The sequence below is a fragment of the Pseudomonas sp. TWP3-1 genome, assembly GCF_049896625.1.
Lineage (GTDB): Bacteria > Pseudomonadota > Gammaproteobacteria > Pseudomonadales > Pseudomonadaceae > Aquipseudomonas.
Genome location: NZ_JAFCUQ010000001.1, coordinates 682,747 through 708,074 on the forward strand (window position 1 = coordinate 682,747; position 25,328 = coordinate 708,074).

General features: G+C 59.6%; 26 protein-coding genes and 1 pseudogene. 19 read left to right on the plus strand and 8 right to left on the minus strand.

From position 1 onward, the window contains the following. The first annotated feature begins 142 nt into the window (after nucleotides 1–142). The 6 genes from ACP7BN_RS03055 (at nucleotide 143) to ACP7BN_RS03080 (ending at nucleotide 6,400) form a co-directional block, all read left to right on the plus strand. A complete protein-coding gene (locus tag ACP7BN_RS03055; protein WP_426201507.1) occupies nucleotides 143–1,435 on the plus strand; it encodes an OprD family porin in 1,293 nt (430 codons plus the stop codon). 283 nt (nucleotides 1,436–1,718) lie between these two features. Then, the gene (locus tag ACP7BN_RS03060; protein ID WP_426201509.1) at nucleotides 1,719–2,543 is read left to right on the plus strand and encodes an NAD-dependent epimerase/dehydratase family protein; all 825 of its coding nucleotides are present in this window, start codon (nucleotides 1,719–1,721) and stop codon (nucleotides 2,541–2,543) included. A gap of 50 nt (nucleotides 2,544–2,593) precedes the next feature. Then, nucleotides 2,594–3,484 (plus strand): SMP-30/gluconolactonase/LRE family protein, encoded by an 891-nt coding sequence (locus ACP7BN_RS03065; RefSeq protein WP_426201511.1) that lies wholly within the window; start codon nucleotides 2,594–2,596, stop codon nucleotides 3,482–3,484. A 60-nt stretch (nucleotides 3,485–3,544) separates the two neighbouring features. Then, nucleotides 3,545–4,516 (plus strand): TRAP transporter substrate-binding protein, encoded by a 972-nt coding sequence (locus tag ACP7BN_RS03070; protein WP_426201513.1) that lies wholly within the window; start codon nucleotides 3,545–3,547, stop codon nucleotides 4,514–4,516. A gap of 75 nt (nucleotides 4,517–4,591) precedes the next feature. Further along, nucleotides 4,592–5,119, plus strand: a complete 528-nt coding sequence (locus ACP7BN_RS03075) for a TRAP transporter small permease (protein ID WP_420648881.1) — start codon at nucleotides 4,592–4,594, stop codon at nucleotides 5,117–5,119. Then, the gene (locus ACP7BN_RS03080; RefSeq protein ID WP_420648882.1) at nucleotides 5,120–6,400 is read left to right on the plus strand and encodes a TRAP transporter large permease; all 1,281 of its coding nucleotides are present in this window, start codon (nucleotides 5,120–5,122) and stop codon (nucleotides 6,398–6,400) included. Nucleotides 6,401–6,448: 48 nt separating this feature from the next. Here the strand turns inward: ACP7BN_RS03080 and ACP7BN_RS03085 are convergent, their stop codons facing one another. The 3 genes from ACP7BN_RS03085 to ACP7BN_RS03095 are packed head-to-tail and all read right to left on the minus strand — an operon-like array spanning nucleotide 6,449 to nucleotide 8,879. After that, nucleotides 6,449–7,249: a sulfite exporter TauE/SafE family protein gene (locus tag ACP7BN_RS03085; RefSeq protein WP_426201515.1), complete on the minus strand. Its 801-nt coding sequence runs from the start codon at nucleotides 7,247–7,249 to the stop codon at nucleotides 6,449–6,451. A gap of 9 nt (nucleotides 7,250–7,258) precedes the next feature. Continuing rightward, entirely contained in the window at nucleotides 7,259–8,503 is a 1,245-nt protein-coding gene (locus tag ACP7BN_RS03090) for an FAD-dependent oxidoreductase (RefSeq protein WP_426201517.1), read from the minus strand. Nucleotides 8,504–8,543: 40 nt separating this feature from the next. Beyond that, complete coding sequence (locus tag ACP7BN_RS03095; protein WP_420648885.1) at nucleotides 8,544–8,879, minus strand: ArsR/SmtB family transcription factor; 336 nt, start codon at nucleotides 8,877–8,879, stop codon at nucleotides 8,544–8,546. 104 nt (nucleotides 8,880–8,983) lie between these two features. Between ACP7BN_RS03095 and ACP7BN_RS03100 the strand changes: the two genes are divergently transcribed. Together ACP7BN_RS03100 and ACP7BN_RS03105 are read left to right on the plus strand one after the other, a co-directional pair. Then, the gene (locus tag ACP7BN_RS03100; RefSeq protein ID WP_426201519.1) at nucleotides 8,984–9,847 is read left to right on the plus strand and encodes an MBL fold metallo-hydrolase; all 864 of its coding nucleotides are present in this window, start codon (nucleotides 8,984–8,986) and stop codon (nucleotides 9,845–9,847) included. Between the two features lie 126 nt (nucleotides 9,848–9,973). Continuing rightward, a complete protein-coding gene (locus ACP7BN_RS03105; protein WP_426201521.1) occupies nucleotides 9,974–10,834 on the plus strand; it encodes a tyrosinase family protein in 861 nt (286 codons plus the stop codon). 13 nt (nucleotides 10,835–10,847) lie between these two features. Here the strand turns inward: ACP7BN_RS03105 and bkdR are convergent, their stop codons facing one another. Then, on the minus strand, nucleotides 10,848–11,336 hold the full coding sequence (bkdR, locus tag ACP7BN_RS03110; protein ID WP_420648888.1) for a Bkd operon transcriptional regulator BkdR: 489 nt from the start codon (nucleotides 11,334–11,336) through the stop codon (nucleotides 10,848–10,850). A 185-nt stretch (nucleotides 11,337–11,521) separates the two neighbouring features. On the opposite strand from bkdR, the gene ACP7BN_RS03115 reads away from it, so the two are divergent. The 5 genes from ACP7BN_RS03115 (at nucleotide 11,522) to ACP7BN_RS03135 (ending at nucleotide 17,715) form a co-directional block, all read left to right on the plus strand. Continuing rightward, nucleotides 11,522–12,757, plus strand: coding sequence for a 3-methyl-2-oxobutanoate dehydrogenase (2-methylpropanoyl-transferring) subunit alpha (locus ACP7BN_RS03115; RefSeq protein WP_420648889.1), 1,236 nt, complete (start codon nucleotides 11,522–11,524; stop codon nucleotides 12,755–12,757). A gap of 1 nt (nucleotide 12,758) precedes the next feature. Then, a complete protein-coding gene (locus tag ACP7BN_RS03120) occupies nucleotides 12,759–13,817 on the plus strand; it encodes an alpha-ketoacid dehydrogenase subunit beta (RefSeq protein WP_402804330.1) in 1,059 nt (352 codons plus the stop codon). After that, nucleotides 13,818–15,086 (plus strand): dihydrolipoamide acetyltransferase family protein, encoded by a 1,269-nt coding sequence (locus tag ACP7BN_RS03125; protein WP_426201523.1) that lies wholly within the window; start codon nucleotides 13,818–13,820, stop codon nucleotides 15,084–15,086. Nucleotides 15,087–15,089: 3 nt separating this feature from the next. Continuing rightward, nucleotides 15,090–16,463 (plus strand): dihydrolipoyl dehydrogenase, encoded by a 1,374-nt coding sequence (gene lpdA, locus ACP7BN_RS03130; RefSeq protein WP_426201525.1) that lies wholly within the window; start codon nucleotides 15,090–15,092, stop codon nucleotides 16,461–16,463. A gap of 232 nt (nucleotides 16,464–16,695) precedes the next feature. Beyond that, the gene (locus tag ACP7BN_RS03135) at nucleotides 16,696–17,715 is read left to right on the plus strand and encodes a branched-chain amino acid aminotransferase (protein WP_420648892.1); all 1,020 of its coding nucleotides are present in this window, start codon (nucleotides 16,696–16,698) and stop codon (nucleotides 17,713–17,715) included. A 53-nt stretch (nucleotides 17,716–17,768) separates the two neighbouring features. On the opposite strand, the gene ACP7BN_RS03140 is transcribed toward ACP7BN_RS03135, so the two are convergent. The 3 genes from ACP7BN_RS03140 to ACP7BN_RS03150 form a co-directional block, all read right to left on the minus strand. After that, a complete protein-coding gene (locus ACP7BN_RS03140) occupies nucleotides 17,769–18,605 on the minus strand; it encodes a TIGR03915 family putative DNA repair protein (protein ID WP_426201527.1) in 837 nt (278 codons plus the stop codon). After that, nucleotides 18,602–19,822, minus strand: a complete 1,221-nt coding sequence (locus tag ACP7BN_RS03145; protein WP_426201529.1) for a putative DNA modification/repair radical SAM protein — start codon at nucleotides 19,820–19,822, stop codon at nucleotides 18,602–18,604. The genes ACP7BN_RS03140 and ACP7BN_RS03145 overlap by 4 nt, the downstream gene beginning before the upstream one ends. 75 nt (nucleotides 19,823–19,897) lie before the next feature. Further along, nucleotides 19,898–20,656 carry an ArsR/SmtB family transcription factor gene (locus ACP7BN_RS03150; RefSeq protein ID WP_426201531.1) on the minus strand — a complete coding sequence of 253 codons (759 nt, stop codon included), beginning with the start codon at nucleotides 20,654–20,656 and terminating at the stop codon, nucleotides 19,898–19,900. Nucleotides 20,657–20,734: 78 nt separating this feature from the next. Between ACP7BN_RS03150 and ACP7BN_RS03155 the strand changes: the two genes are divergently transcribed. The 4 genes from ACP7BN_RS03155 to ACP7BN_RS03170 all read left to right on the plus strand — a co-directional run bounded on the left by ACP7BN_RS03155 (nucleotide 20,735) and on the right by ACP7BN_RS03170 (nucleotide 23,369). Beyond that, entirely contained in the window at nucleotides 20,735–21,835 is a 1,101-nt protein-coding gene (locus ACP7BN_RS03155; RefSeq protein ID WP_426201533.1) for a cytochrome P450, read from the plus strand. Nucleotides 21,836–22,288: 453 nt separating this feature from the next. Then, nucleotides 22,289–22,660 carry a DUF6124 family protein gene (locus ACP7BN_RS03160; protein WP_426201535.1) on the plus strand — a complete coding sequence of 124 codons (372 nt, stop codon included), beginning with the start codon at nucleotides 22,289–22,291 and terminating at the stop codon, nucleotides 22,658–22,660. A 10-nt stretch (nucleotides 22,661–22,670) separates the two neighbouring features. Further along, on the plus strand, nucleotides 22,671–22,952 hold the full coding sequence (locus ACP7BN_RS03165) for a hypothetical protein (protein ID WP_426201537.1): 282 nt from the start codon (nucleotides 22,671–22,673) through the stop codon (nucleotides 22,950–22,952). 81 nt (nucleotides 22,953–23,033) lie between these two features. Next, a complete protein-coding gene (locus ACP7BN_RS03170) occupies nucleotides 23,034–23,369 on the plus strand; it encodes a hypothetical protein (protein ID WP_426201539.1) in 336 nt (111 codons plus the stop codon). A 61-nt stretch (nucleotides 23,370–23,430) separates the two neighbouring features. On the opposite strand, the pseudogene ACP7BN_RS03175 reads toward ACP7BN_RS03170, so the two are convergent. After that, nucleotides 23,431–23,769: pseudogene (locus tag ACP7BN_RS03175) on the minus strand (FKBP-type peptidyl-prolyl cis-trans isomerase). A gap of 143 nt (nucleotides 23,770–23,912) precedes the next feature. Between ACP7BN_RS03175 and ACP7BN_RS03180 the strand changes: the two are divergent. Continuing rightward, on the plus strand, nucleotides 23,913–24,977 hold the full coding sequence (locus ACP7BN_RS03180) for a M4 family metallopeptidase (RefSeq protein ID WP_426201541.1): 1,065 nt from the start codon (nucleotides 23,913–23,915) through the stop codon (nucleotides 24,975–24,977). Beyond that, nucleotides 24,974–25,285 (plus strand): protealysin inhibitor emfourin, encoded by a 312-nt coding sequence (locus ACP7BN_RS03185; RefSeq protein WP_426201543.1) that lies wholly within the window; start codon nucleotides 24,974–24,976, stop codon nucleotides 25,283–25,285. The genes ACP7BN_RS03180 and ACP7BN_RS03185 overlap by 4 nt, the downstream gene beginning before the upstream one ends. The last annotated feature ends 43 nt before the right edge of the window (nucleotides 25,286–25,328 follow it).

Here is a 25,328-nt window from a genome sequence, read left to right on the forward strand (position 1 = left end):
TGTTGGACCGAGATTTTTCCGATTCAAGTCATCGTATAACTTCCAGTTGACATTCGCGGAAAACCCCGCAAATATCCGCCTCAATGTTGTACGACGACGTATGACAAAAATAAAAATAACAATCGAAAAAGGGAGCGTCACAGTGAGCACACTCGTCTGTAATTCCGTCCGCCCTTCCCGTTCCAGCCTCGCCAACCGTTGCACCTTGAGCCTGATCAGCTGTGGCAGCCTCGCCCTCACCCTGCCGATGAACGCCGAAGCCGAAGGTTTTCTCGAAGACAGCAAAGCCACGCTGAACCTGCGCAACGCCTACTTCAACCGCAACTTCACCAACCCGGACAACGCTCAGGGCAAGGCTGAAGAGTGGACACAAAACTTCATCCTCGACGCCAAATCCGGCTTCACCCAGGGCACCGTCGGCTTCGGCCTGGACCTGCTCGGCATGTACTCGCAGAAGCTCGATGGCGGCAAGGGCACTGGCGGCACTCAGCTGTTGCCGATCCATGATGACGGACGCCCGGCGGACAACTTCGGCCGGCTCGGCGTAGCGCTGAAAGCCAAGGTCTCGAAGACCGAACTGAAGGTCGGCGAATGGATGCCGGTGCTGCCGATCCTGCGCTCCGACGACGGCCGCTCCCTGCCGCAGACCTTTCGCGGCGGTCAGATCACCTCCACCGAGGTCAATGGCCTGAGCCTCTACGGCGGCCAGTTTCGTGGCAACAGCCCGCGCAACGACGCGAGCATGGAAGACATGTCAATGAACGGCCGCGGTGCGTTCACATCCGATCGCTTCAACTTCGGCGGCGGCGAATACAGCTTCAACGAAAAACGCACCATGGTCGGCGTGTGGTACGCCGAACTCAGCGATATCTATCAGCAGCAGTACTTCAACTTCAGCCACAGCCAGCCGCTCGGCGACTGGACACTGGGCGCCAATCTCGGCTTCTTTACCGGCAAGGAAGACGGCAGCGCCCAGGCCGGCGACCTCGACAATAAAACCGCGTTCGCCATGCTCTCGGCGAAATACGGCGGCAACACTTTCTACGTCGGCCTGCAAAAACTCAGCGGCGAAGATGCCTGGATGCGTGTCAACGGCACCAGCGGCGGCACCCTGGCCAACGACAGTTACAACGCCAGTTACGACAACGCCAAAGAGCGCTCGTGGCAAGTACGCCACGACTACAACTTCGTCGCGCTCGGCATCCCCGGCCTGACCATGATGAACCGCTACATCAGCGGCGATAACGTGCACACCGCCGCCACCAGCGACGGCAAGGAATGGGGCCGCGAATCAGAGCTGGCCTACACCGTGCAGAGCGGCGCGCTGAAAAATCTCAACGTCAAATGGCGCAACGCAAGCATCCGCCGCGACTTCAGCACCAATGAGTTTGACGAGAACCGAATCTTTATCAGCTATCCGATTTCGTTGTTGTAACTCATGAAAGCGTGTTCGATCAAATACCTGTGGCGAGGGAGCTTGCTCCCGCTCGGCTGCGCAGCAGTCGTCGCTTTTAAATAAAAACGGCGGGGGCGGCTGCCCCACCCAGCGGGAGCAAGCTCCCTCGCCACAGGGGATTATCTGACAGACAGCACGGGAATGCCCCTTCCGTCATTTACCCCAAAAGTCGCGTTGACAATATCCGGAAACCCTACCGATACTTCGACACAGTCATACGACAACCTACAACAAATCCAAAACAACAAGTTCAGGGATTGCCATGACGACCACCCCCACAGATCGAACGCCCTTTAACCGCCTGTTGCTGACCGGTGCCGCCGGCGGACTGGGCAGAGTCCTGCGCGAACGCCTGCGCCCTTACGCCAACGTTTTGCGCCTGTCGGACATCGCCGCTCTCGCCCCCGCCATCGATGATCGCGAAGAAATCGTCGTCTGCGATCTGGCCGACAAAAACGCCGTGCACCAATTGGTCGAAGGCGTGGACGCGATCCTGCACTTTGGCGGCGTCTCGGTGGAGCGGCCGTTCGAAGAGATCCTCGGCGCCAACATCTGCGGCGTGTTTCACATCTACGAAGCGGCGCGTCGCCATGGCGTGAAGCGCGTGATTTTCGCCAGCTCCAACCACGTCATCGGCTTTTATAAGCAGGACGAGCAGCTCGACGCCAGCTCGGCGCGCCGGCCGGACGGCTACTACGGTTTGTCCAAGTCCTACGGCGAAGACATGGCCAGTTTCTACTTCGATCGCTACGGCATCGAGACCGTAAGCATCCGCATCGGCTCCTCATTCCCGGAGCCGCAGAACCGGCGAATGATGCACACCTGGCTGAGTTTCGACGACCTCACCCAGCTACTCGAAAAATCGTTGTACACGCCGAACGTCGGCCACACCGTGGTCTACGGCATGTCGGATAACAAGGATGTGTGGTGGGACAACCGCTTCGCCAGCCACCTCGGTTTCGAGGCTCGTGACAGCTCCGAAGTGTTTCGCGAGCAGGTCGAAGCGCAGCCGATGCCGGCCGCCGATGACCCGGCGCGAATCTATCAGGGCGGCGCTTTCGTCGCGGCCGGGCCGTTCGGCGACTGACGCGCTCACTGGTGACTTGATCCCCTCCAATAAAAACCAAGGGAATGAGTATGCAAGCTGAATTGATCGTCGACGCACGCAACGCCGTCGGTGAAAGCCCGGTCTGGGTGCCCGAGGAAAACGCTCTGTACTGGGTGGATATTCCCAACGGCGGACTGCAACGCTGGAGCGCCGACACTGGCCATGTCTACGCCTGGAAGGCTCCGGAAATGCTCGCCTGCATCGCCCGTCACAAACGTGGCGGCTGGGTCGCCGGGATGGAGAGCGGTTTCTTTCATCTACAGACGAATAACGATGGCAGCCTCGACAGCGAACTTCTCGCCCGCGTCGAACATGCCCGCGTCGACATGCGCCTCAACGACGGCCGCTGCGACCGTCAGGGCCGGTTCTGGGCCGGGAGCATGGTGCTGAACATGGGCCTGAATGCGCCCGAGGGTCGGCTGTATCGCTACGGCGCCGGACTCGATGTGATCGCAGCGCAACTCGACGGCTTCATCGTGCCCAACGGCCTCGGCTTCAGCCCCGATGGCCGAACAATGTACCTGTCGGATTCACACCCCAATGTGCAACTGATCTGGGCGTTCGATTACGACACTGAAACCGGTACGCCTTCGAATCGCCGGGTGTTCGTCGACATGAATCATTTCCTCGGCCGCCCGGATGGCGCCGCCGTGGATGCCGAAGGTTGCTACTGGATCTGCGCCAACGACGCAGGTCTCGTCCACCGATTCACCCCCGATGGGCGCCTCGATTATTCGCTGCCGGTCCCGGTCAGGAAGCCGACCATGTGCGCCTTCGGCGGCAGCCGGTTGGACACCCTGTTTGTCGCCTCGATCCGCCCCGGTGATGACCATGATCCGCAATCACTCGCTGGCGGCGTGTTTGCCCTGAACCCCGGCGTCAAAGGCTTGCCGGAGCCGACTTTCAACGATTCGCTGTAACCGCTTCTGCTGCATTGCTGTGCCTTGAACACAAAAATAACAAGACTGGAGACTCGCCCCATGGACTTCAAACGCACCTTGCTCGCCGCTGCACTTCCGCTCGCCTTCACCTTCGCCAGTGCTGCTCATGCACTGGAAATGAAGTTCGCCGATATTCATCCCGCCGGATATCCAACCGTGGTCGCTGAACAACGCATGGGCGAGGCGTTGACCAAGGAGACCAATGGCGAACTGACCTTCAAATATTTCCCGGGCGGTGTTCTGGGATCGGAAAAAGAGGTCATTGAGCAGGCTCAGGTCGGCGCAATTCAGATGACTCGAGTCAGCCTCGGCATCGTCGGCCCGGTGGTGCCGGATGTGAACGTGTTCAACATGCCATTCATCTTCCGTGACCAGGCGCACATGCGCGCAGTCATCGACGGTGAAGTCGGCGACGCGATTCTCGACAAGATCACCAATTCCGAGTTTGGCCTGGTAGCCCTGGCCTGGATGGATGGCGGCACGCGCAACATCTACACCAAGAAACCAGTGCGCAAACTTGAAGACCTCAAGGGCATGAAGATCCGCGTGCAGGGCAACCCGATGTTCATCGACACCATCAATGCCATGGGTGGTAACGGCATCGCCATGGACACCGGCGAGATCTTCAGCGCCCTGCAAACCGGCGTCATTGATGGCGCGGAAAACAACCCGCCGACCCTGCTCGAACACAACCACTTTCAGAACGCCAAGTTCTACAGCCTGACCGGGCACCTGATCCTGCCCGAGCCGATCGTGATGTCGAAAATCACCTGGGAAAAACTCACCCCCGATCAGCAGACGCTAGTGAAGAAAGCCGCCAAGGCTGCGCAAGCTGAGGAACGCACGCTGTGGGATGCCAAGTCGGCCAGCAGCGAAGAAAAGCTCAAGGCCGCCGGGGTCGAGTTCATTACCGTCGACAAGAAACCCTTCTACGAGGCCACCGCTGCGGTTCGCGAGAAATACGGCGCGCCTTACGCTGACCTGATCAAGCGCATCGAAGCCGTGCAGTAACCCTCCCCTCAAGCAAAGGCCCGGCACCGCTGGCGTTGACTGACGTCCGTGAGTGCCCGGTTACGGTGGACCCCAATGAAGAATTTGCTGCTGCGCTTCAACGACAAGCTGTACATGACCTGCATCTGGGTCGCCGGCCTGTCGGTGTTGGCCATTTCCCTGATGATCCCGTGGGGCGTGTTTGCCCGCTACGTGCTTGGCACCGGTTCGAGCTGGCCGGAGCCCACTGCAATCCTGCTGATGATGGTGTTTACCTTCATCGGCGCCGCCGCCAGCTACCGCGCCGGCGCGCACATGGCAGTGGCGATGCTCACCGACCGCATGCCACCGAATCTGCGCAAGACCATGAGCATTGTTTCGCAACTGCTGATGGCGACCATCTGTCTGTTCATGACCATCTGGGGCGCCAAGCTGTGCATGTCCACCTGGAACCAGTTCATGAGCGCCCTGCCCACCCTGCGCGTCGGCGTCACCTACATGCCGATCCCGATTGGCGGCGCACTGACGCTGGTGTTCGTGCTGGAAAAACTCTTGCTCGGTGATCAGAGCAACCGTCGGGTCGTGCGTTTCGACCTGGTTGAAGAAAGTGAAGGTGCCGCTTAAATGGACGCTCTGATTCTGCTCGGCAGTTTTATCGCATTGATCCTGATCGGCATGCCGGTCGCCTACGCCCTCGGTCTGTCGGCGCTGATCGGCGCGTGGTGGATCGACATCCCGTTTCAGGCGCTGATGATTCAAGTGGCTGGCGGGGTGAACAAGTTTTCGCTGCTGGCGATTCCGTTCTTCGTACTGGCCGGTGCGATCATGGCCGAGGGTGGCATGTCGCGGCGGCTGGTGGCATTCGCCGGGGTGCTGGTGGGATTTGTGCGCGGCGGACTGTCACTGGTCAACATCATGGCCTCGACATTTTTCGGCGCAATATCCGGTTCATCGGTGGCGGACACCGCATCCGTCGGCTCGGTGCTGATCCCGGAAATGGAGCGCAAGGGCTACCCGCGCGACTTCTCCACCGCGGTGACAGTCAGCGGTTCGGTGCAGGCCTTGCTGACGCCGCCGAGCCACAACTCGGTGCTCTACTCGCTGGCGGCCGGCGGCACGGTTTCGATCGCTTCGCTGTTCATGGCCGGCGTGGTTCCGGGCCTGCTGATGAGCGCGTGCCTGATGGTGCTGTGCCTGATCTTCGCGCGTAAACGCAACTATCCGAAGGGCGAAGTCATCCCGATGCGTCAGGCGCTGAAAATCTGCGGCGAAGCGCTGTGGGGCCTGATGGCGATGGTAATCATCCTCGGCGGGATTCTCTCCGGGATTTTCACCGCCACCGAGTCGGCGGCCATCGCTGTGTTGTGGTCGTTCTTCGTGACGATGTTCATCTATCGCGACTACAAATGGAGTGAACTGCCCAAGCTGATGCATCGCACGGTCCGCACCATTTCCATCGTGATGATCCTGATCGGTTTCGCCGCCAGCTTCGGCTACATCATGACGCTGATGCAGATCCCGGCGAAGATCACCACGATGTTCCTGACCCTGTCGGACAACCGCTACGTGATCCTGATGTGCATCAACGTCATGCTGCTGTTGCTCGGCACGGTGATGGACATGGCGCCGCTGATCCTGATCCTTACGCCAATCCTGATGCCGGTGATCCTCGGCATCGGCGTCGACCCGGTGCAGTTCGGCATGATCATGCTGGTCAACCTGGGGATCGGATTGATAACGCCGCCGGTGGGTGCGGTGTTGTTTGTCGGATCAGCGGTGGGCAAGGTCAGTATTGAAAGCACCGTGAAGGCTTTGCTGCCGTTCTACGCGGTGCTGTTTCTGGTGCTGATGCTGGTGACTTATGTGCCGGCGCTGTCGCTGTGGTTGCCGCACCTGGTGCTCTAACCCCACCCCTGTGGCGAGGGAGCAAGCTCCCTCGCCACAGGGGTTGCTTCAAGCTCGAAATAGCATGTACCCCGCCACCACCAGACACACACTTGCAAACCCGACCTGCAAGGCCCGCGCCGGCACCCGCGCGCACAGCTTTCTGCCGATGATCATCCCGACAATGCTCGCGACGATAAACGCCATCCCAAGTCGATCAATGCGCACTCCGGCATGAAACGCGCCGATCACCCCGATCGCCGAAATCAGGCTGATCACCATCAACGACGTGGCTACAATCCCGCGCATCTGCACATCGGTCAGTTGCTTGAACGCCGGCACGATCAGAAACCCGCCGCCAACCCCGAGCAGACCCGAGACCACGCCGGTCACCGCGCCTAACGCCGCTAAAGTCGCGGTGCATTTGGCAGTCCAGTCGAAGCGCCCGGTTTCTTCATCGAGCATGCAATTTTTCTGGCCCCAACTGGCATGGCCATGGTCACTTGGGCCAGGCGCCTGACGTTCGCGCCGCAGCATGCGCCAGGCAACCATCACCATCAGCAGGCTGAACAGAATCATCAGGATTTTTTCCGGCAGCTGATGGGCGAAGTAGATGCCCAGCGGTGAAAACACCGCGCCGAGTCCTGCTATCAGCAGCGCCGCCCGATAGCGCACCAGACCATGACGCAAGCCATCGATAGCGCCGACCGCCGCCGCACTGCCCACCGCGAACAACGCCACCGGCGCCGCTTGCGTCATGCTCCAGCCAAGTCCCAGCACCAGCGCCGGCACCGCGAGGATGCCGCCACCGGCCCCGGTCAGTCCGAGGAGCAATCCCATCAACACGCCAAACAGACTTGCCAGCAACATAGGATTTTCTCAATCGACCCGCGACACACGCGTCAGCCACTCGCGACCCTTGAGCATGCCGTTCCAGTAGAACCACGGCAGCAACGTCGCCTTCAGCCACCACGCCGAACGGCGCGGCACGGTCGGGTCGAGAGGAAAGGTCGGCAGCAGTTTGCCGCCATAGCCGAACTCGGCGAGGATCACCTTGCCCTTCTCCACCGTCAGCGGGCAGGAACCGTAACCGTCGTATTTCAGCGGCAGCGGTCGTTGCTTGCGCAAGGCCAGCAGATTTTCAGCGACCACCACGATTTGCTTGCGCACCGCGGCGGCGGTTTTCGCATTAGTCGTGCCGCAGATATCGCCGAGGGCGAAGACGTCCGGATAACGCGGATGTTGCAGGCTGTGCGGATCGACTTCGCACCAACCCGCAGCGTCGGCCAGCGGACTGTTTGCGATGAAATCCGGCGACACTTGCGGTGGTACGACGTGCAACAGATCAAAGGTTTTCGCCTGGCGCGTGACATTCCCATCGGCATCTTTAACTTCGAACCATGCGGTTTGCGCCGGGCCGTCGACCTTGACCAGATTGGCGTTGAACGCCAGTCGTGCGTTGTACTTCTCGATGTACTTCATCAGCGGCGGCACAAACGTCGCCACGCCGAACAAAGCCGCGCCGGCCAGGTTGAATTCCACGTCGATGTTGTTCAGCACAGCACGTTTGCGCCAGTGATCGCAGGACAGGTACAACGCCTTCTGCGGCGCGCCGGCGCATTTGATCGGCATTGCGGGCTGAGTGAACAGCGCCTTGCCGGACTTGAGTTTTTGAACCTGTTCCCAGGTGTAGTTAGCGTGCTGAAAACTGTAATTGGAGGTCACGCCATGCTGGCCGAGGCTTTCCTGCAAGCCTTCGATCTTCTCCCAGGCCAGACGCAGGCCGGGGCAGACGATCAGATTTTGATAACTGACGCTGCGTTGGTCATCGAGGGTCAGCAGGCGCTGGTTCGGGTCGATGCCGGTGACAGACGCTTGCAGCCATTTGGCCTGACGTGGCATCACCGAGCCCATGGGGCGTACGGTGTCTTTCACGTTGTAAGCACCGCCACCGACCAGCGTCCACGCCGGCTGATAGTAATGCTCGGCACTTGGCTCGATCACAGTGATCTTCAGATGTGGTTCGCGCTTGAGCAGACTGGCGACGAAACCGATGCCGGCAGTGCCGCCGCCGATGACCACGATGTCCGCACTGATGGATGGGCCCCAGTGTTGATCGTTCATTGCTTGTTCCTTTTGCTGCACGCAAGGGATGCCGGGTCGGTTACGCCCAGCTTTTGAGCACGGCCCCGCAGTAGAGTCCGGAGAGGGTTTTCATCACCTGGATCACTTCGTGACTGGCCAGACCGTAAAATATGTACTTGCCTTCCCGACGGGTCGCGACCAGTCCTTCATCGCGCAATATGCCCAGTTGCTGGGACAGGGTCGGCTGGCGCACGCCGGTCATTTTCTCCAGTTCGCCGACATTGCGTTCGCCCTGAGTCAACTGACACAGGATCAGCAGCCGATCCTCATTGGCCAGCGCTTTGAGCAGCGAGCAGGCCTTGGAGGCCGACGCACGCAGTTGGGCGACTTCACATTCGGTCAGACTGGATTGCATTTGCACGATGCCTTCAACGTCACTTAAGCTGCGGACATTATGTGTAAACATAAAGTGTTGCAACCCTGACTGACTTTTCGCCCTCCTTGCACAGGTTCATGTCCATGCCCGCGTTGATTGAAGCCTTCCTCGACCCCGCCTCCTCGACCTACAGCTACGTGGTCTACGAAGCTGATGGCGGGCAATGCGCAATCGTCGACCCGGTGCTCGATTACGACGGCGCGGCCGGCCGCACCTGCACTGCGCAGGCCGACCGAATCATCGCCTTCGTCCGCGAGCATCAGTTGCAGGTGCAATGGCTGCTGGAAACCCATGCCCACGCCGATCACCTGTCAGCAGCCCCTTACCTGCGCCGCGAGCTGGGCGGCAAGATCGCCATCGGCGAATCGATCAGCAAAGTGCAGAACGTGTTCAAGGCGCTGTTTAATCTGGAACCGGAATTTTGCGTCGATGGTTCGCAATTCGATCACCTGTTCGCGCCTGACGAGTCGTTTTTGATCGGCAACCTCAAGGCCACCGCGCTGCACGTCCCCGGCCACACGCCGGCGGACATGGCTTACTTGATCGACGGCGAACAGATTCTGGTGGGCGACACCCTGTTCATGCCCGATGTAGGCACCGCCCGCTGCGACTTCCCCGGTGGCAACGCGCATCAGTTGTTCAACTCGATCCGCAAACTGCTGGCGTTCCCGGCTGGCGTGAAGCTTTACGTTTGTCACGACTACCCGCCCGACAGTCGTCAGGCGCAATGTCAGACCACGGTCGGCGAGCAACGCAAAAGCAACATCCATGTGCATGACGGCATCGATGAAGCGACGTTCGTTGAAATGCGCACCCGACGCGATGCCGGGTTGGGCATGCCTACCCTGTTACTGCCGGCGATTCAGGTGAATGTTCGGGCGGGGAATCTTCCGCCCGCTGAGGAAAATGGCGTGGTGTATCTGAAGATCCCCATCAATTCAGTGTAAGAAAAAACATCGCCGTTATTGCGGCTGATGCTTTTCTTACACCTCGCGTCGAATGCCATGAACTGTTCGCAGTTTCAGCCAACAGGCAGACTTCATTGGGCAATCAACCACTGGAGATTTGGCAATATGGATATTCGCCGTAACCACCGTGACATGACGCTTGAGCAGAAACGCGCTTTCGTAAATGCCGTTCTGATCCTGAAAAACCACACCCCCAGCGTACTGCGTCCTGGCCAGCAGAATCGCTACGATGACTTTGTGCAGATTCACAAAAATTCCATGGGGCGAGGCAACCCGATCTTTCCCAACCCGCACCGCACTCCCCTGTTTTTCCCTTGGCATCGCATCCTGATTCGCCAGTTTGAACTGGAACTTCAAGCCGCGGCCGACAACCCGAGCATCACCCTGCCCTACTGGAACTGGAGCATGAGCGGGTCAGACGACCCGTTCACCGATGATTTCATGGGCAGAGATGGCGATCCTGCACAGAGCCAGCGTGTGACCTTTGGCCCGTTTGCCTTCGAACATCGTTTATTCGGGATAAAGGTCTGGGATGGCGAACCGGGAGATGCGGGGCTGCGCCGGAACTTCGGCGCGGATGGCCCGCCACTGCCATCGGCACAAGATGTCGAGTCGGTCCGGGAATTGACACCCTACTGGTCCGTACCGAACGGCTGGGAGAACCTTACAGAATTGATGCACAACGTCGTGCATGGCTGGGTGGGCGGCAATATGGGTGAAGCCTCTTCACCAAACGACCCGGTTTTCTTCTTGCACCACTGCTATCTCGACTATTTGTGGGAGCGTTGGAAACGCAGACATCCGACGGAGCCAGTCATCAACTTTCCCGAAAACGCGCCGCATGGAATGCTTGGCTCAACGCTGATTTTCAATCCAGACAATGAGCCTGCGCCCTGGCTGCAGCCTTTTACGGTCGGAGAGACGCTGATCACTGCCAATCTGGATTACGGCTATGACGACCTCTGACGAACCCGGACATTCAGCTCCCGAGAATCAGACCATTGGCCGGTAACGGCAATGCAGTCTTGTAGCGCACCTGCTTGAGCGCAAAGCTTGAACGGATGTTCGCCACACCGGGGACTTTGGTCAGAAAGTCCATCATGAAGCGTTCCAGCGACTGAATGGTCGGCACCAGCACCCGGATGAGGTAATCCGGGTCGCCGGCCATCAAGTAACACTCCATGACTTCCGGGCGATCGGAGATTGCCTCCTCAAAATGCTGCAAGGCTTCTTCCACCTGTTTTTCCAGGCTGACGTGGATGAACACGTTGACATGCAGCCCGAGCAGATCGGCATCCAGCAGGGTCACTTGCTCGCGGATCAGGCCGAGTTCTTCCATGGCTTTGACCCGATTGAAGCACGGCGTTGGCGACAGATTCACCGATCGGGCGAGGTCGGCGTTGGTGATGCGCGCGTTCTCCTGGAGGCTATTGAGAATGCCGATATCGGTACGGTCCAGTTTGCGCATGAGACAAAACCACCTGTTTTTTATGTTTATGCAGAATTTCTATCTGCAAATCGTCTCCAGTGCAACGAAACAGAGAGAAATATTCTTCTTGCCCGCGCCTATGATTGTTGTAGGACAAGATTTCTCCTACAAGAGAATGACTGCCAGCTCACTACAAGAAATTCACAAGATCGAGCGTAGAAGCCATGACCCAAGCGTATGAACCGCTGCGTCTGCACGTCCCCGAACCATCGGGCCGTCCAGGCTGCAAAACCGACTTCTCCTACCTGCATCTGACCGATGCCGGCACGGTGCGCAAACCCCCAATTGACGTTGAACCGGCCGACACCGCCGACCTCGCTCGTGGTCTGATCCGCGTGCTCGACGACCAGGGCAACGCTCTCGGCCCATGGGCTGAAAATGTGCCGGTCGAGATCCTGCGCAAAGGCATGCGCGCCATGCTCAAGACGCGCATCTACGACAACCGCATGGTGGTCGCCCAGCGTCAGAAAAAAATGTCGTTCTATATGCAGAGCCTCGGCGAAGAAGCCATTGGCAGCGCTCAGGCGCTGGCGCTGAACGTCGACGACATGTGCTTTCCGACCTACCGCCAGCAAAGCATTCTGATGGCGCGCGACGTGCCGCTGGTCGACCTGATCTGCCAGTTACTGTCCAACGAGCGCGACCCGCTCAAGGGCCGTCAGTTGCCGATCATGTACTCGGTCAAGGACTACGGTTTCTTCACCATTTCCGGCAACCTCGCCACCCAATTCATTCAGGGCGTGGGCTGGGGCATGGCCTCGGCGATCAAGGGCGACACCAAAATCGCCTCGGCCTGGATCGGCGACGGCGCTACCGCCGAATCGGACTTCCACACTGCCCTCACCTTCGCTCACGTTTACCGCGCGCCAGTCATTCTCAACGTGGTCAACAACCAATGGGCGATTTCGACCTTTCAAGCCATCGCCGGCGGTGAAGCTACTACCTTCGCCGGACGCGGCGTTGGTTGCGGTATCGCGTCCTTGCGCGTTGATGGCAACGATTTCGTCGCGGTCTACGCCGCCTCGGCCTGGGCTGCCGAACGCGCCCGCCGTAACCTCGGCCCGACCATGATCGAATGGGTCACCTACCGCGCCGGCCCGCACTCGACTTCCGACGATCCATCGAAATATCGTCCTGCCGATGACTGGAGCCACTTCCCGCTGGGCGATCCGATTGCCCGTCTCAAGCAGCACTTGATCAAGCAAGGCCACTGGTCGGAAGAAGAACACACTGCCGTCAGCGCCGAACTTGAAGCCGAAGTGATTGCCGCCCAAAAACAGGCCGAACAGTACGGCACCCTCGCCGGCGGCCAGATCCCGAGCGCGGCGACCATGTTCGAAGACGTCTACAAAGAGATGCCGGAGCATTTGAAGCGCCAGCGTCAGCAGTTGGGGGTCTGAGATGAACGATCACAACAACAATATCCAGCTGGAAACCGCCATGACCACGACCACCATGACCATGATCCAGGCCCTGCGCTCGGCCATGGACGTGATGCTTGAACGCGACGACAACGTCGTGGTATTTGGCCAGGACGTCGGCTACTTCGGCGGCGTGTTTCGCTGCACCGAAGGCTTGCAGACCAAATACGGTTCTTCGCGGGTGTTCGACGCACCGATCTCCGAGAGCGGCATCGTCGGCGTGGCGGTGGGCATGGGCGCTTATGGCTTGCGTCCGGTGGCGGAAATCCAGTTCGCCGACTACGTCTATCCGGCCTCTGACCAGATCATTTCCGAAGCAGCGCGTCTGCGTTATCGCTCGGCTGGCGAGTTCACCGCGCCGATGACCCTGCGCATGCCTTGCGGCGGCGGCATCTACGGTGGCCAGACCCACAGCCAGAGCATCGAGGCGATGTTCACCCAGGTCTGCGGTCTGCGCACCGTCATGCCATCCAATCCGTACGACGCCAAAGGGTTGCTGATCGCCTCCATCGAAAATGATGACCCGGTGATCTTCCTCGAGCCGAAACGCCTGTACAACGGCCCGTTCGACGGCCACCACGACCGCCCGGTAACCCCGTGGTCGAAACACCCTGCCGCGCAAGTTCCGGACGGTTACTACACCGTGCCGCTGGACGTCGCCGCAATCACTCGTCCGGGCAAAGATGTCACCGTGCTGACCTACGGCACCACCGTATATGTGTCGCAAGTGGCTGCTGAAGAAAGCGGCGTCGATGCTGAAGTCATCGACCTGCGCAGCCTGTGGCCGCTGGACCTGGAAACCATCGTCAATTCGGTGAAGAAAACCGGCCGCTGCGTAGTTGTTCACGAAGCCACCCGTACTTGCGGTTTCGGCGCCGAACTGGTGTCGCTGGTGCAAGAGCATTGCTTCCATCACCTGGAAGCGCCAATCGAACGCGTCACCGGTTGGGACACCCCCTACCCGCACGCGCAAGAGTGGGCGTATTTCCCTGGGCCGTCCCGAGTGGGCGCGGCGCTGAAACGGGTCATGGAGGTCTGAATGGGCACGCACGTAATCAAGATGCCGGACATTGGCGAAGGCATCGCAGAAGTTGAACTGTCGCAGTGGCACGTCAAGGTCGGCGACCTGGTGGTTGAGGATCAAGTGTTGGCGGACGTGATGACCGACAAGGCGATGGTCGATATTCCGTCGCCGGTGCATGGCAAGGTCATTGCGCTTGGCGGTCAGCCGGGTGAAGTGATGGCAGTTGGCAGTATTCTGATCAGCATTGAAGTTGAAGGCGCGGGGAATCTGAAAGAGTCTGCAGCGCCTGCGCCGGTTAAAGACACGCCTGCTGCTGCAAAAGTTGAGGCGATTGTTGAAAGCAAACCCGCCGCCGCGCCGCGTTCGGCTGCTGTATGCCAAGGCCCGATGGTTGCCCGCGAAGCGAATGAGCGTCCACTGGCCTCCCCCGCCGTGCGCAAACACGCGCTCGATCTGGGCATTCAATTGCGCCTTGTGCGCGGCAGCGGCCCGGCCGGTCGCGTGCTGCACAACGACCTCGAAGCCTATCTGGCGCAAGGTCAGTCGAACGCCTCGGCGCCTGCATCTGCCGCTTACGCCCAGCGTAACGATGAAGAGCAGATTCAGGTGATCGGTATGCGCCGCAAGATTGCCCAGCGCATGCAGGACGCCACCCAGCGCGCCGCTCACTTCAGTTACGTCGAAGAAATCGACGTCACCGCGATTGAAGAGCTACGCGCGCACCTCAATGAGAAACACGGCGCCAGCCGTGGCAAGTTGACCTTGTTGCCGTTTCTGGTGCGAGCGCTGGTGGTTGCCCTGCGTGACTTCCCGCAAATCAACGCGCGTTACGATGACGAGGCTCAGGTGATCACGCGCCTCGGCGCCGTGCATGTCGGCGTCGCCACGCAAAGCGATATCGGCCTGATGGTGCCAGTGGTGCGTCACGCCGAAGCGCGCAGCCTGTGGGACAGCGCAGCGGAAATCTCGCGTTTGGCCAACGCCGCGCGTAATGGCAAGGCCAGCCGCGACGAGCTGTCCGGCTCGAGCATCACCCTGACCAGCCTCGGCGCGTTGGGCGGGATTGTCAGCACGCCGGTGTTGAACCTGCCGGAAGTGGCCATCGTCGGCGTGAACAAAATCGTCGAACGGCCGATGGTCGTCAAAGGCCAAGTGGTAATTCGCAAGATGATGAACCTGTCCAGCTCCTTCGATCACCGCGTGGTTGATGGCATGGACGCGGCGCTCTTCATCCAAGCCATTCGCGGCTTGATCGAACAACCTGCCACTTTGTTTGTGGAGTAACGCATGCAAACTTTGAACACCACGCTGCTGATCATCGGCGGCGGGCCTGGCGGTTACGTGACGGCGATTCGTGCCGGACAATTGGGCATTCCGACCATTCTGGTTGAAGGCCAGTCGCTGGGCGGCACCTGCCTGAACATCGGCTGCATTCCGTCCAAAGCGCTGATCCATGTGGCTGAACAGTTTCATCAGACGCAGCATCACAGCCAGCATTCGGCGCTGGGTATCAGCGTCTCGGCGCCAACCCTCGACATCAATAAAAGCGTCGAGTGGAAGGACGGCATCGTTGATCGCCTCACCACCGGCGTCGCCGCGTTGCTGAAAAAGCACAAGGTTCAAGTCATCAATGGCTGGGCCAAAGTGATCGATGGCAAAACCGTAGAAGTCGGCGACACGCGCATCCAGTGTGAGCATCTGGTGCTGGCGACCGGATCGAAAAGCGTCAACTTGCCAATGCTGCCGATTGGCGGGCCGGTCATCTCCTCCACCGAAGCGCTGGCACCTACTTCTGTGCCAAAACGCCTGATCGTGGTCGGCGGTGGTTACATCGGTCTGGAACTGGGCATCGCTTATCGCAAACTCGGCGCCGAAGTCAGCGTTGTCGAGGCGCAGGAGCGGATTCTGCCGGCTTACGATGCCGAACTGACCCAACCGGTGCACGAAGCGCTCAAGCAACTTGGCGTGAAGCTGTACCTCAAGCACAGCGTTGAAGGTTTCGACGGCAGCTTGCAGGTGCGCGATCCAAACGGCGACACGCTCAATCTGGAAGCGGATCAGGTGCTGGTTGCCGTGGGTCGCAGGCCCAATACTCAAGGCTTCAACCTCGAAGCACTGAATCTGGACATGAGCGGCTCGGCGATCAAGATCGACAGCCGCTGCCAGACCAGCATGCGCAACGTCTATGCCATCGGCGACTTGAGCGGCGAGCCAATGCTCGCTCACCGCGCCATGGCTCAGGGCGAGATGGTCGCCGAGTTGATCAGCGGCAAAAACCGCGACTTCAACCCGACGGCTATTGCTGCGGTGTGCTTCACCGATCCGGAACTGGTGGTGGTCGGCAAAACGCCGGACGAAGCTGCGGCTGCCGGACTGGATTGCATCGTCTCGAGCTTCCCGTTCGCCGCAAATGGCCGAGCGATGACGCTGGAATCGAAAACCGGTTTCGTGCGGGTGGTCGCTCGTCGGGACAATCATGTGATTGTCGGCTGGCAAGCGGTCGGGGTTGGCGTGTCTGAATTGTCGACGGCGTTCGCGCAGAGCCTGGAAATGGGCGCGCGACTGGAAGACATCGGCGGCACCATTCACGCCCACCCGACTTTGGGTGAAGCGGTGCAGGAAGCGGCGTTGCGTGCGTTGGGTCACGCTTTACATCTGTAAACGCCAACCCCTGTGGCGAGGGAGCTTGCTTCCGCTGGGCTGCGCAGCAGCCCCAAATCGGCCAAAACCGAATGTCCGGTGCACTGCGTTACCGGTTTTGCCAGTGCTTCGCACTGGAGCGGGAGCAAGCTCCCTCGCCACAAGCGCTCAAGAATGAAGTATTGTTGTGCCCATCCAAAAAACGTCAGAAGCCTTGAACCGTTCCGGCGGTTGTTCAGTGATAGAGGGTGTCATGGGTAACGAGAGCATCAATTGGGACAAGCTGGGTTTTGACTACATCAAAACCGACAAACGTTTTCTGTCGTACTTTCGCAATGGCGAGTGGGACAAAGGCACCCTGACCGAAGACAACGTGCTGCACATCAGCGAAGGCTCGACTGCCCTTCACTATGGCCAGCAGTGCTTCGAAGGTATGAAGGCCTATCGTTGCAAGGACGGCTCGATCAACCTGTTCCGCCCGGACCAGAACGCCCTGCGCATGCAACGCAGCTGCGCGCGCCTGCTGATGCCGTTCGTCGAAACCGAGCAGTTCATCGAAGCCTGTAAAGCCGTGGTTCGCGCCAACGAACGCTTCATTCCGCCTTACGGCACCGGCGGCGCGCTGTACCTGCGTCCGTTCGTGATCGGCGTGGGTGACAACATCGGCGTGCGCACTGCACCCGAGTTCATCTTCTCGATCTTCTGCATCCCGGTCGGCGCCTACTTCAAGGGCGGCCTGACCCCGCATAACTTCCAGATCTCCAGCTACGACCGCGCGGCCCCACAAGGCACCGGCGCAGCCAAGGTCGGTGGCAACTACGCCGCCAGCCTGATGCCAGGCTCGAAGGCGAAAAAAGCCAACTTCGCCGACGCCATCTACCTGGACCCGATGACTCACACCAAAATTGAAGAAGTAGGTTCGGCCAACTTCTTCGGGATCACCCACGATAACAAGTTCGTCACCCCGAACTCGCCGTCGGTACTGCCGGGTATCACCCGTCTGTCGCTGATCGAGCTGGCCAAGTCCCGTCTGGGCATGGAAGTGGTTGAAGGTGATGTGCTGATCGACAAGTTGTCGGACTTCAAAGAAGCCGGTGCTTGCGGTACCGCTGCGGTGATTACGCCGATTGGCGGGATCAGCTACAACGATCACCTGCATGTGTTCCATAGCGAGACCGAAGTGGGTCCGGTTACCCAGAAGCTCTATAAAGAGCTGACGGGTGTGCAGACTGGCGATATTGAAGCGCCGGCGGGCTGGATTGTTAAGGTTTGATCTGACACCAGATGTACAAAAGCCCCCACCGGAAAACCGGTGGGGGCTTTTTATTAGCTTCGCTCGCTGCCTTTCATGGCGATCCGCTTACCGGAACGTCCGGCAATCCCACTCGCCTGCCCATTCTGCTGCTTGCCCATCCGCGCCTGCGTAATCAACCCCGGAATCAATTCCCCCTCCGGCAGATTTTTCCAGAAGCGCACCGGCAAATGCCCCTGCATCACTTTCGGGTTCAACCGCGCCGGATTGAAGATATGGCTGTAATAAGTAAGCCAAAGATCCCCATGCGGGTCCTCGACATTCTGCGCCAGTTGCTGCCACTCCACCGGACACTCGCGTTGATGCACCAGTTGCTCACCATCGTAATAAACCCCATCGCGCGGCGTAGCGATCAACCAGCGATGACGCCCCATACGCGCAATGAAATGCTCGCTGGCCTTATGCAAAATATCGTGGGCCGGTTCATGCCAGGCCACGTACTCCGGGCCCGCACTGCCTGGCGGCCGCTCGATGAATCGCACGAACGCATGCAAATGATGGGCTTCGCGTTGCACCTGCTTGATCCGGCGCTGCAACTCGCTGCCCAGTTTGTCGCCGGCCATCATCGCCGTGCGGTCACCATGGCTGACGCGCCACAGCACCTCATACAACAGACTCCAGCGCTGATCGCCACGGTAACGAGCGGCACGCTCGAGGGTGTCGAGGAGTGCGCGCGGGATCCGCGCCTGAAACGGCCCCTGCCCTTCGGGCACGTGATGATCGTTGGCAAACAGATCGCTGACCCCTTCCGTGGCCCAGCCCACCAGACTCGGGTCGACTTCATGGCTGAGCAGCCAACGCGCCTGCTGGCGCCAAGTCTCGAACAGATCGTCGCAATCGAGATTGATCATCCCCACAACCCCATTTGTTGCGGCATCGGCCGGTCGCGCAGCTGCTGATAAAGCATCTGGCTGGTGACTTCGGCCTGCTGCGGGTGGTAATCGCTGGTGATGATGAACGGCTTCGCTTTGGACAGCACACAGCGCATGCGAGTCAGGTCTTCGTAACGAATGCGCCGCTGCCGGCGTAGTTCCACCAGCCGCTCGGTGGTGCGCAGGCCGATGCCGGGGATGCGCGAGATCAACGAGGCTTCGGCGCGGTTCAAGTCCAGCGGAAACACTTCGCGATTCTGCAGCGCCCACGCCAGTTTCGGATCGATATCCAGCGCCAGATGCCCCGGCCCTTTGAACAATTCGCCAGCGCTGTAGCCATAGCTGCGCAACAAGAAATCGGCCTGATATAAACGGTGTTCACGCATGAGCGGCGGCGCCGCAAGTGGCACGCTTTTCGGGCTGTTGGGGATTGGGCTGAACGCCGAATAATAGACCCGGCGCAGGCGGAAGTTGCCGTACAAGGCCTGTGCGCTGTGCAGGATGGTGCTGTCGTCGGTGTCATCGGCGCCGACAATCATCTGCGTGCTTTGTCCAGCCGGGGCGAATTTCGCCGAGCGCGGTTCGTTCAATACAGTCTGCACGCCGGTGTAGATGGTGCTCATCGCCTGCTTGATCGAACCGATGTCCTTCTCCGGCGCCAGGACTTGCAGGCTGGCGTCGGTGGGCAACTCGATATTGACGCTGAGTCGATCAGCATAGCGGCCGGCCTCTGCGATCAATGCCGGGTCGGCCTCAGGAATGGTCTTGAGGTGGATGTAGCCGCGGAATTCGTGTTCCTCGCGCAGCAACCTGGCCACACGGTTGAGCTGCTCCATGGTGTAGTCGGCCGAGCGAATGATCCCGGAGCTGAGGAACAACCCGCTGACGCAATTGCGCTTGTAGAAATCCATGGTCAGCGCCACCACTTCTTCCGGCGTGAAGCGTGCGCGTGGCACGTCACTGGAGCGGCGGTTGACGCAGTATTGGCAGTCGTAAAGGCAGAAATTGGTCAGGAGGATTTTCAATAGCGAAACGCAGCGCCCATCCGGCGTATAGCTGTGGCAAATGCCCATGCCATCGGTTGAACCCAAGCCGCTTTTGCCTTCCGAGCTGCGCTTGGGCGCGCCACTGCTGGCGCAGGAGGCGTCGTACTTGGCGGCGTCGGCGAGGATGCTGAGCTTGTCGATGATTTGCATGGCACTGACTCTATACTGTTCGCATATACAGTATAGAGCCGAGTCAAATTCGACAAGATGCAAAACGACCCTTCGTCAGTTGGATCGCAAATCCCCTGTAGGAGCTGCCGAAGGCTGCGATCTGTTGATCTTGCCTTCGTCTGATAACTCAACCCCAAACCGCCCCTCAATTTCCTTACGCCCCACTACCGTCAACGCCAACGCCCGACTGTCCAGATCCTGCGTCACCCACTTACGCTTCAACGCGACTTGCAACAACGCTGCCCCAAGCGATCCGCCCAGATGCGGCCGACGCATGCTCCAATCAAGACACGGGCAAGCAAACCTGCGCCGCATCGTCGACAAGTCCGCAACCTCAATCCCCAGCCCCTCAAACAGCGCCCCACCGCTCTCGCTCAAGCGATACGCCCGCTCATCGGTCTCCACCAGCCATCCCGCCGCCAGCAAGCGGTCATGCAGCAACACCGCCAGCGTTCCAGCCATGTGGTCGTAGCAAGTGCGGGCAAATTGCAGCCGATCCGGCGTGTGCGGCTTGAAAGTCGGCGCAGGGTTGTGGCCGATCACCATCAGCGCCTCCAGCGCTTGGGCCACGCGCTTGTCAGCCAGGCTGTAATAACGATGGCGGCCCTGCACGTGCAAACGCACCAACTCCAGCTCTTTAAGTTTGGCCAAGTGCGCGCTGGCGGTCGAAGCGCTGACTTCGGCGATGGCCGCGAGCTCCGTACTGGTGCGCGCATGGCCGTCCATCAACGAGCAAAGGATTTTGGTGCGCGCCGGTTCGGCGATGGCGGCGGCCACCTGCGAGACGCCGATGTCGTGCTGTTGTGCATACATACTTCGCTCCCGAACGAATCAAGGCCCTGACGGACTGGAGATAGTAGCAACACTTTCCCCACCGACAAGGCTGCGACCATGGACCCGATCATCGCTGCGACTCATGCCAATCCCTACCCTTATTACGCCGAGCTGCGCGTCGAGGGCGGTTTGACCTTTCATCATGGACTGAAGCTGTGGGTCGCCAGCAGTGCGCGCGCGGTTTGCGCGGTGTTGGCTCACGCCAATTGCCGTGTGCGTCCTACGCAAGAACCAGTGCCCAACGCCATTGCTGGCGGATGGGCGGGTCAGGTGTTCGGCCAATTGATGCGCATGAATGACGGTGAGCGCCAGCGTTGCCCGCGTTCGGCGATCGAGCCGCAATTGGCCTTGATTGATATGGCTGCGATCAAGGCACTGGTTGCCGCGCGGCTGATCACGCCCGACGCTGACGGCTTATATAAGGCAATGTTTCGCGGCCCGGTATGCGTGGTCGCGGCGCTGCTCGGTTTCAACCCGACGCAGGCTCGGCTGATCAGTGAACTGACGGCGGATTTCGTCGCGTGTCTGTCGCCATTGAGCAACGATCTGCAATTGGACGCGGCGCACCGCGCGGCGGAGCAATTGCGCGGGTATTTCGTTGAGTTGTTGGCCGAGCCGAATGTGTTCGTTGCGAATACTCAGCAGCGATTCTCCGGGGATGAGGACGCGCTGATCGCCAACCTGATTGGCCTGTGTTCGCAGACGTTCGAAGCCAGCGCCGGGTTGATCGGCAATGCCTTGCTCGCCCTGCATCGCGAATCGTCATTGCGCAGCGCAGGGCCGGATGAGCTGTTGGCCGAAGTGCAACGCTTCGATCCTTCGGTGCAGAACACTCGGCGTTTTGTTGCGGCAAGTTGCGAGATTGATGGCGTTCGATTGGAAGCGGGTGACGTGATTCTGGTGCTGCTGGCCTCGGCCAATCGTGATCCGGCGATCAATGAGCAGCCCGACAAGTTTTTGCTGGATCGACCGAACCGTCGCAGCTTCAGTTTCGGCAACGGGCGGCATCAATGTCCGGGGCGGGTGCTGGCAATGACCATCGCCAGCGCCACGGTGAGTCAGATCCTCGCGCAAGGCATTGATCTGGATCGTCTGAGCTGGCAGTACCGCCCTTCGCTCAATGGCCGGATTCCGCTGTTCAGCATCTTGGACGCCTGACAGTCCGCCATTGCGGGCAAGCCCGACTCCCACAGTATTTCGCGTCGTACCTGGAATGTGGGAACAGCATCGAATCCTGTGGGAGCGGGCTTGCCCGCGATGAGGCCCGGAAAAGCGCAGCATCATTTCAGCATCATCCGGCAGGCTACATCGCCTTGCGCCTTTGCCTACAACTACGCCAGAATCCGCCGATTGTGCGGCTTGGAGCCTGCCGGTAACTTGAATCGCATCACTGAATGGTCAGTGAACGGGTTTAGTCGCTCGGTGATTTATTCAAGTTCGCAAGCTGTTATTCAGTCAGGCACTGTCACGCCTGCACTCTATGGCGGCTGTGCGCAGGGCGCTTTCGGGCGCGCCGGTAGTGCTTGGATACTGGTCGACTAACCTGCGTACAGCTGCCACCTATTGTTTAGTCGCAAGAAGTGTCGGCCCTCAATTTGAGGTATTCAAGCAATGATAAAAGTCACTCCAAATCCGCCCGAAGCGGACGCTCCAACTGAAGCCGATCCAGCCTCGCCCTACTCCACCCTCGATTCAAGCAAACTCCACGACGCCGCCGAACGCGCCCTCGACCACTACCTGAAACCCCAAGCCCCGAAACGCCGAAAACCCAGCACCATGTTCCTGATCGCACCCGAAACCGATCAAGAAACCCTCCTCGCCCACGCCTGCGAATCCATGGCCTCGGCCAGCATCATGCTCAGCGACTTCGCCGCCCTGCTCGACGCGCCCTACCGCAACACCGTGCTGGGCATCGCCCAAGTGGTCATGGGCGGTGAACTCGCCGTCAACCGCGCCCTCGACAACATCGACCCATCGAACTGAGGACATCACCGTGACAATAAAAACCGACGCACACGTCGTCGCCGCGCTGATCTCCATCGGTCTCAATGATCGAGACAGCCAATGGGCGCAGAAGGCCTGCCTGATCCTCGTCGACAGCGAAAGAGAATCCATCGTCGCCTCCGCCGTCACCGCCCTTGGCGAAATTGCCCGGAATCGAGGTGAACTGGATCGGGAGCGCGTATTACCCGCGCTGGATAAAGTGAAACGCAGGTTTCCGGGGCTGACTGGAACGGTGGCTGCGGTGTTGGGTAATTTGGCGATGGTTGCCTGATTAACCAGCAGAGCAGATAAAAACACCCGATGCGTTCATTTACGAATGCAGCGGGTGATTTGTTTTCGCGGGAGTTTAAAAGTGAGCCTGATCTATCAAGACCCAACGATGACCCATGATCGAGCACTGAGGCTCTTGGCCAGTGGCGCGGATGCGGAAACTGCCGCCGCATTAATTTCAATTGGCCTGAACGAATCCGACAGAATCTGGGCGCAGAACACGTGCCTGAAACACCTCGAAGCCGAAAGCGAATTGGTTGTGGCAGCAGCCGTGACCGCGCTCGGGCACATAGCGCGCAGGCACGGCGAGGTAGATAAAGAATCGGTCATCCCTGCGCTCGAAACCGTCAAAACAACTTTCTCAGCCTTGGAAGGAGTTGTTGAAGACACGCTCGATGATATTCACGCTTTTACCTGACCAAGTGAGCGTTCGAATAAGGAATGGTGATGAGCAACCTGTCCTCTCATCACCACCTTCCTCAATCCTCCCGCGTCAAAACCTCCAACAACTCAATCTCAAACACCAAATCCGAATTCGGCGGAATTTTACCCATTGTCCGCTCGCCGTAGCCCAAATGCGCCGGCACCCGCAATTTGCGCTTGCCGCCAACCTGCATCCCCATAATCCCCTGATCTCAGCCTTTGATAACCCGGCCAGTCCCGATCACGCACTGGAATGGCTTGCCGCGACTCCACGAAGAATCAAACTCGGTGCCGTCCTCCAGCCATCCGGTGTATTGGGTGGTAATCAGCGCATCTTTGACGGCGGCTTTGCCCTCGCCGATTTGCAGGTCGATGATTTGCAGTTCGTCTGTCATGGTTGTTTACTCGATTCGTTTGGCCCGGTCGGGACGCGGGCGGACTTTTTCGCAGAAACCGCCGCCGATGGCAATCCACGGAACGGAAACTCTCGCCGCTGCTCACATGCTTATCGACATCGTATTTAGCCAGGGAAGCTCTGATGACCGACTCCAGATTGCTGCGCAGCTTCATCCCGCCCTACATCCTCAACCGAATCATTGCACACGGTTCGGAGCCGCAACGTGCAGCGGCGATGGTCACCCTTAATCATGTCCGCAGCCTGCTGCCCAATCCCGGCCCGATGTCGCGTTTCCCGGAGCGGGCAGTTCTGCAGCAACACGGCAAACCGGGCCTGGCCCAGCGCAGCGTGCATGATGCGCAAAACAAAATGTTGTTACCGGGCGTGCAGGTGCGCGCCGAGGGCCAACCGGCCTCAGGCGATCCGGCGGTCGACGAAGCCTATGACGCGTTGGGCGCCAGCTATGATTTCTTCTGGAAGGTGCTCGGCCGCGACTCGATCGACAATCAAGGTTTTGCCCTGATTGGCAGCGTGCATTACGGCCAGGGTTACGAAAATGCATTCTGGAACGGCGCACAAATGGTCTTCGGCGATGGTGATGGCGAAATCTTTCAGCGCTTCACCCGCTCGCTGGACGTGATCGCCCACGAACTGGCGCATGGCGTGACCGAAAGCGAAGCTGGCCTAACTTACGCCAACCAATCCGGCGCACTGAATGAATCGCTGTCGGACGTGTTCGGCGTGCTGACCAAACAGTACGCGCTCAGCCATACCGTCGAACAAGCCGACTGGCTGATCGGCGCTGACCTGCTCACACCGAAGATCAAAGGCAAAGGCCTGCGCTCGATGTCCCACCCCGGCACTGCGTACGACGATCCGTTACTCGGCAAAGACCCGCAACCGGATCACATGCGCAAATTTGTCATCACCACCGAAGACAACGGCGGCGTGCACATCAACTCCGGGATTCCCAACCGCGCGTTCTATCTCACGGCCAGGGCCATGGGCGGTTTCGCCTGGGAAAAGGCCGGGCGTATCTGGTACGACACACTCTGCGACAAGCGCTTGAGCCGCGACGCCACGTTCGAGGCGTTCGCCCAACTCACCGTCGCACACGCCGCCAGGCGCTTCAGCGCCAGAGAGGTCGCGGCAGTCCGTCAGAGCTGGGCGCAGGTCGGCATCGAATTATCCGAGGAGGCCGTATGAAAACCCTGCCCGAACTGGGCGACGATTCGGTAGTGCGCGTGTCGCGTCAGGGCGGCATGGCGGCGATTCACAGCCTGACCCGACCTCGGGAAATCGAGTTCGCGCAGTGCGATATCACCCAGCGCACGCGCATTTGTTCAGTGTTAGAGGGGTGCTTGACGCTCGACAGCAGCGAATCCGGCCGTGGCGATCAGCGTTTTTATCAGATCGAAGTGCGCTATGGCACGGGCGAAATGACCCTGAAAGTCCCGGAAGATCAGGCGCCGGGGGAACTGGTGCACCTGTGGGACAAAGGCCAGTTGCTGTAGGACGCGCCACGAGATCCGGTTAACGTTTAAACTGGCGCCATTC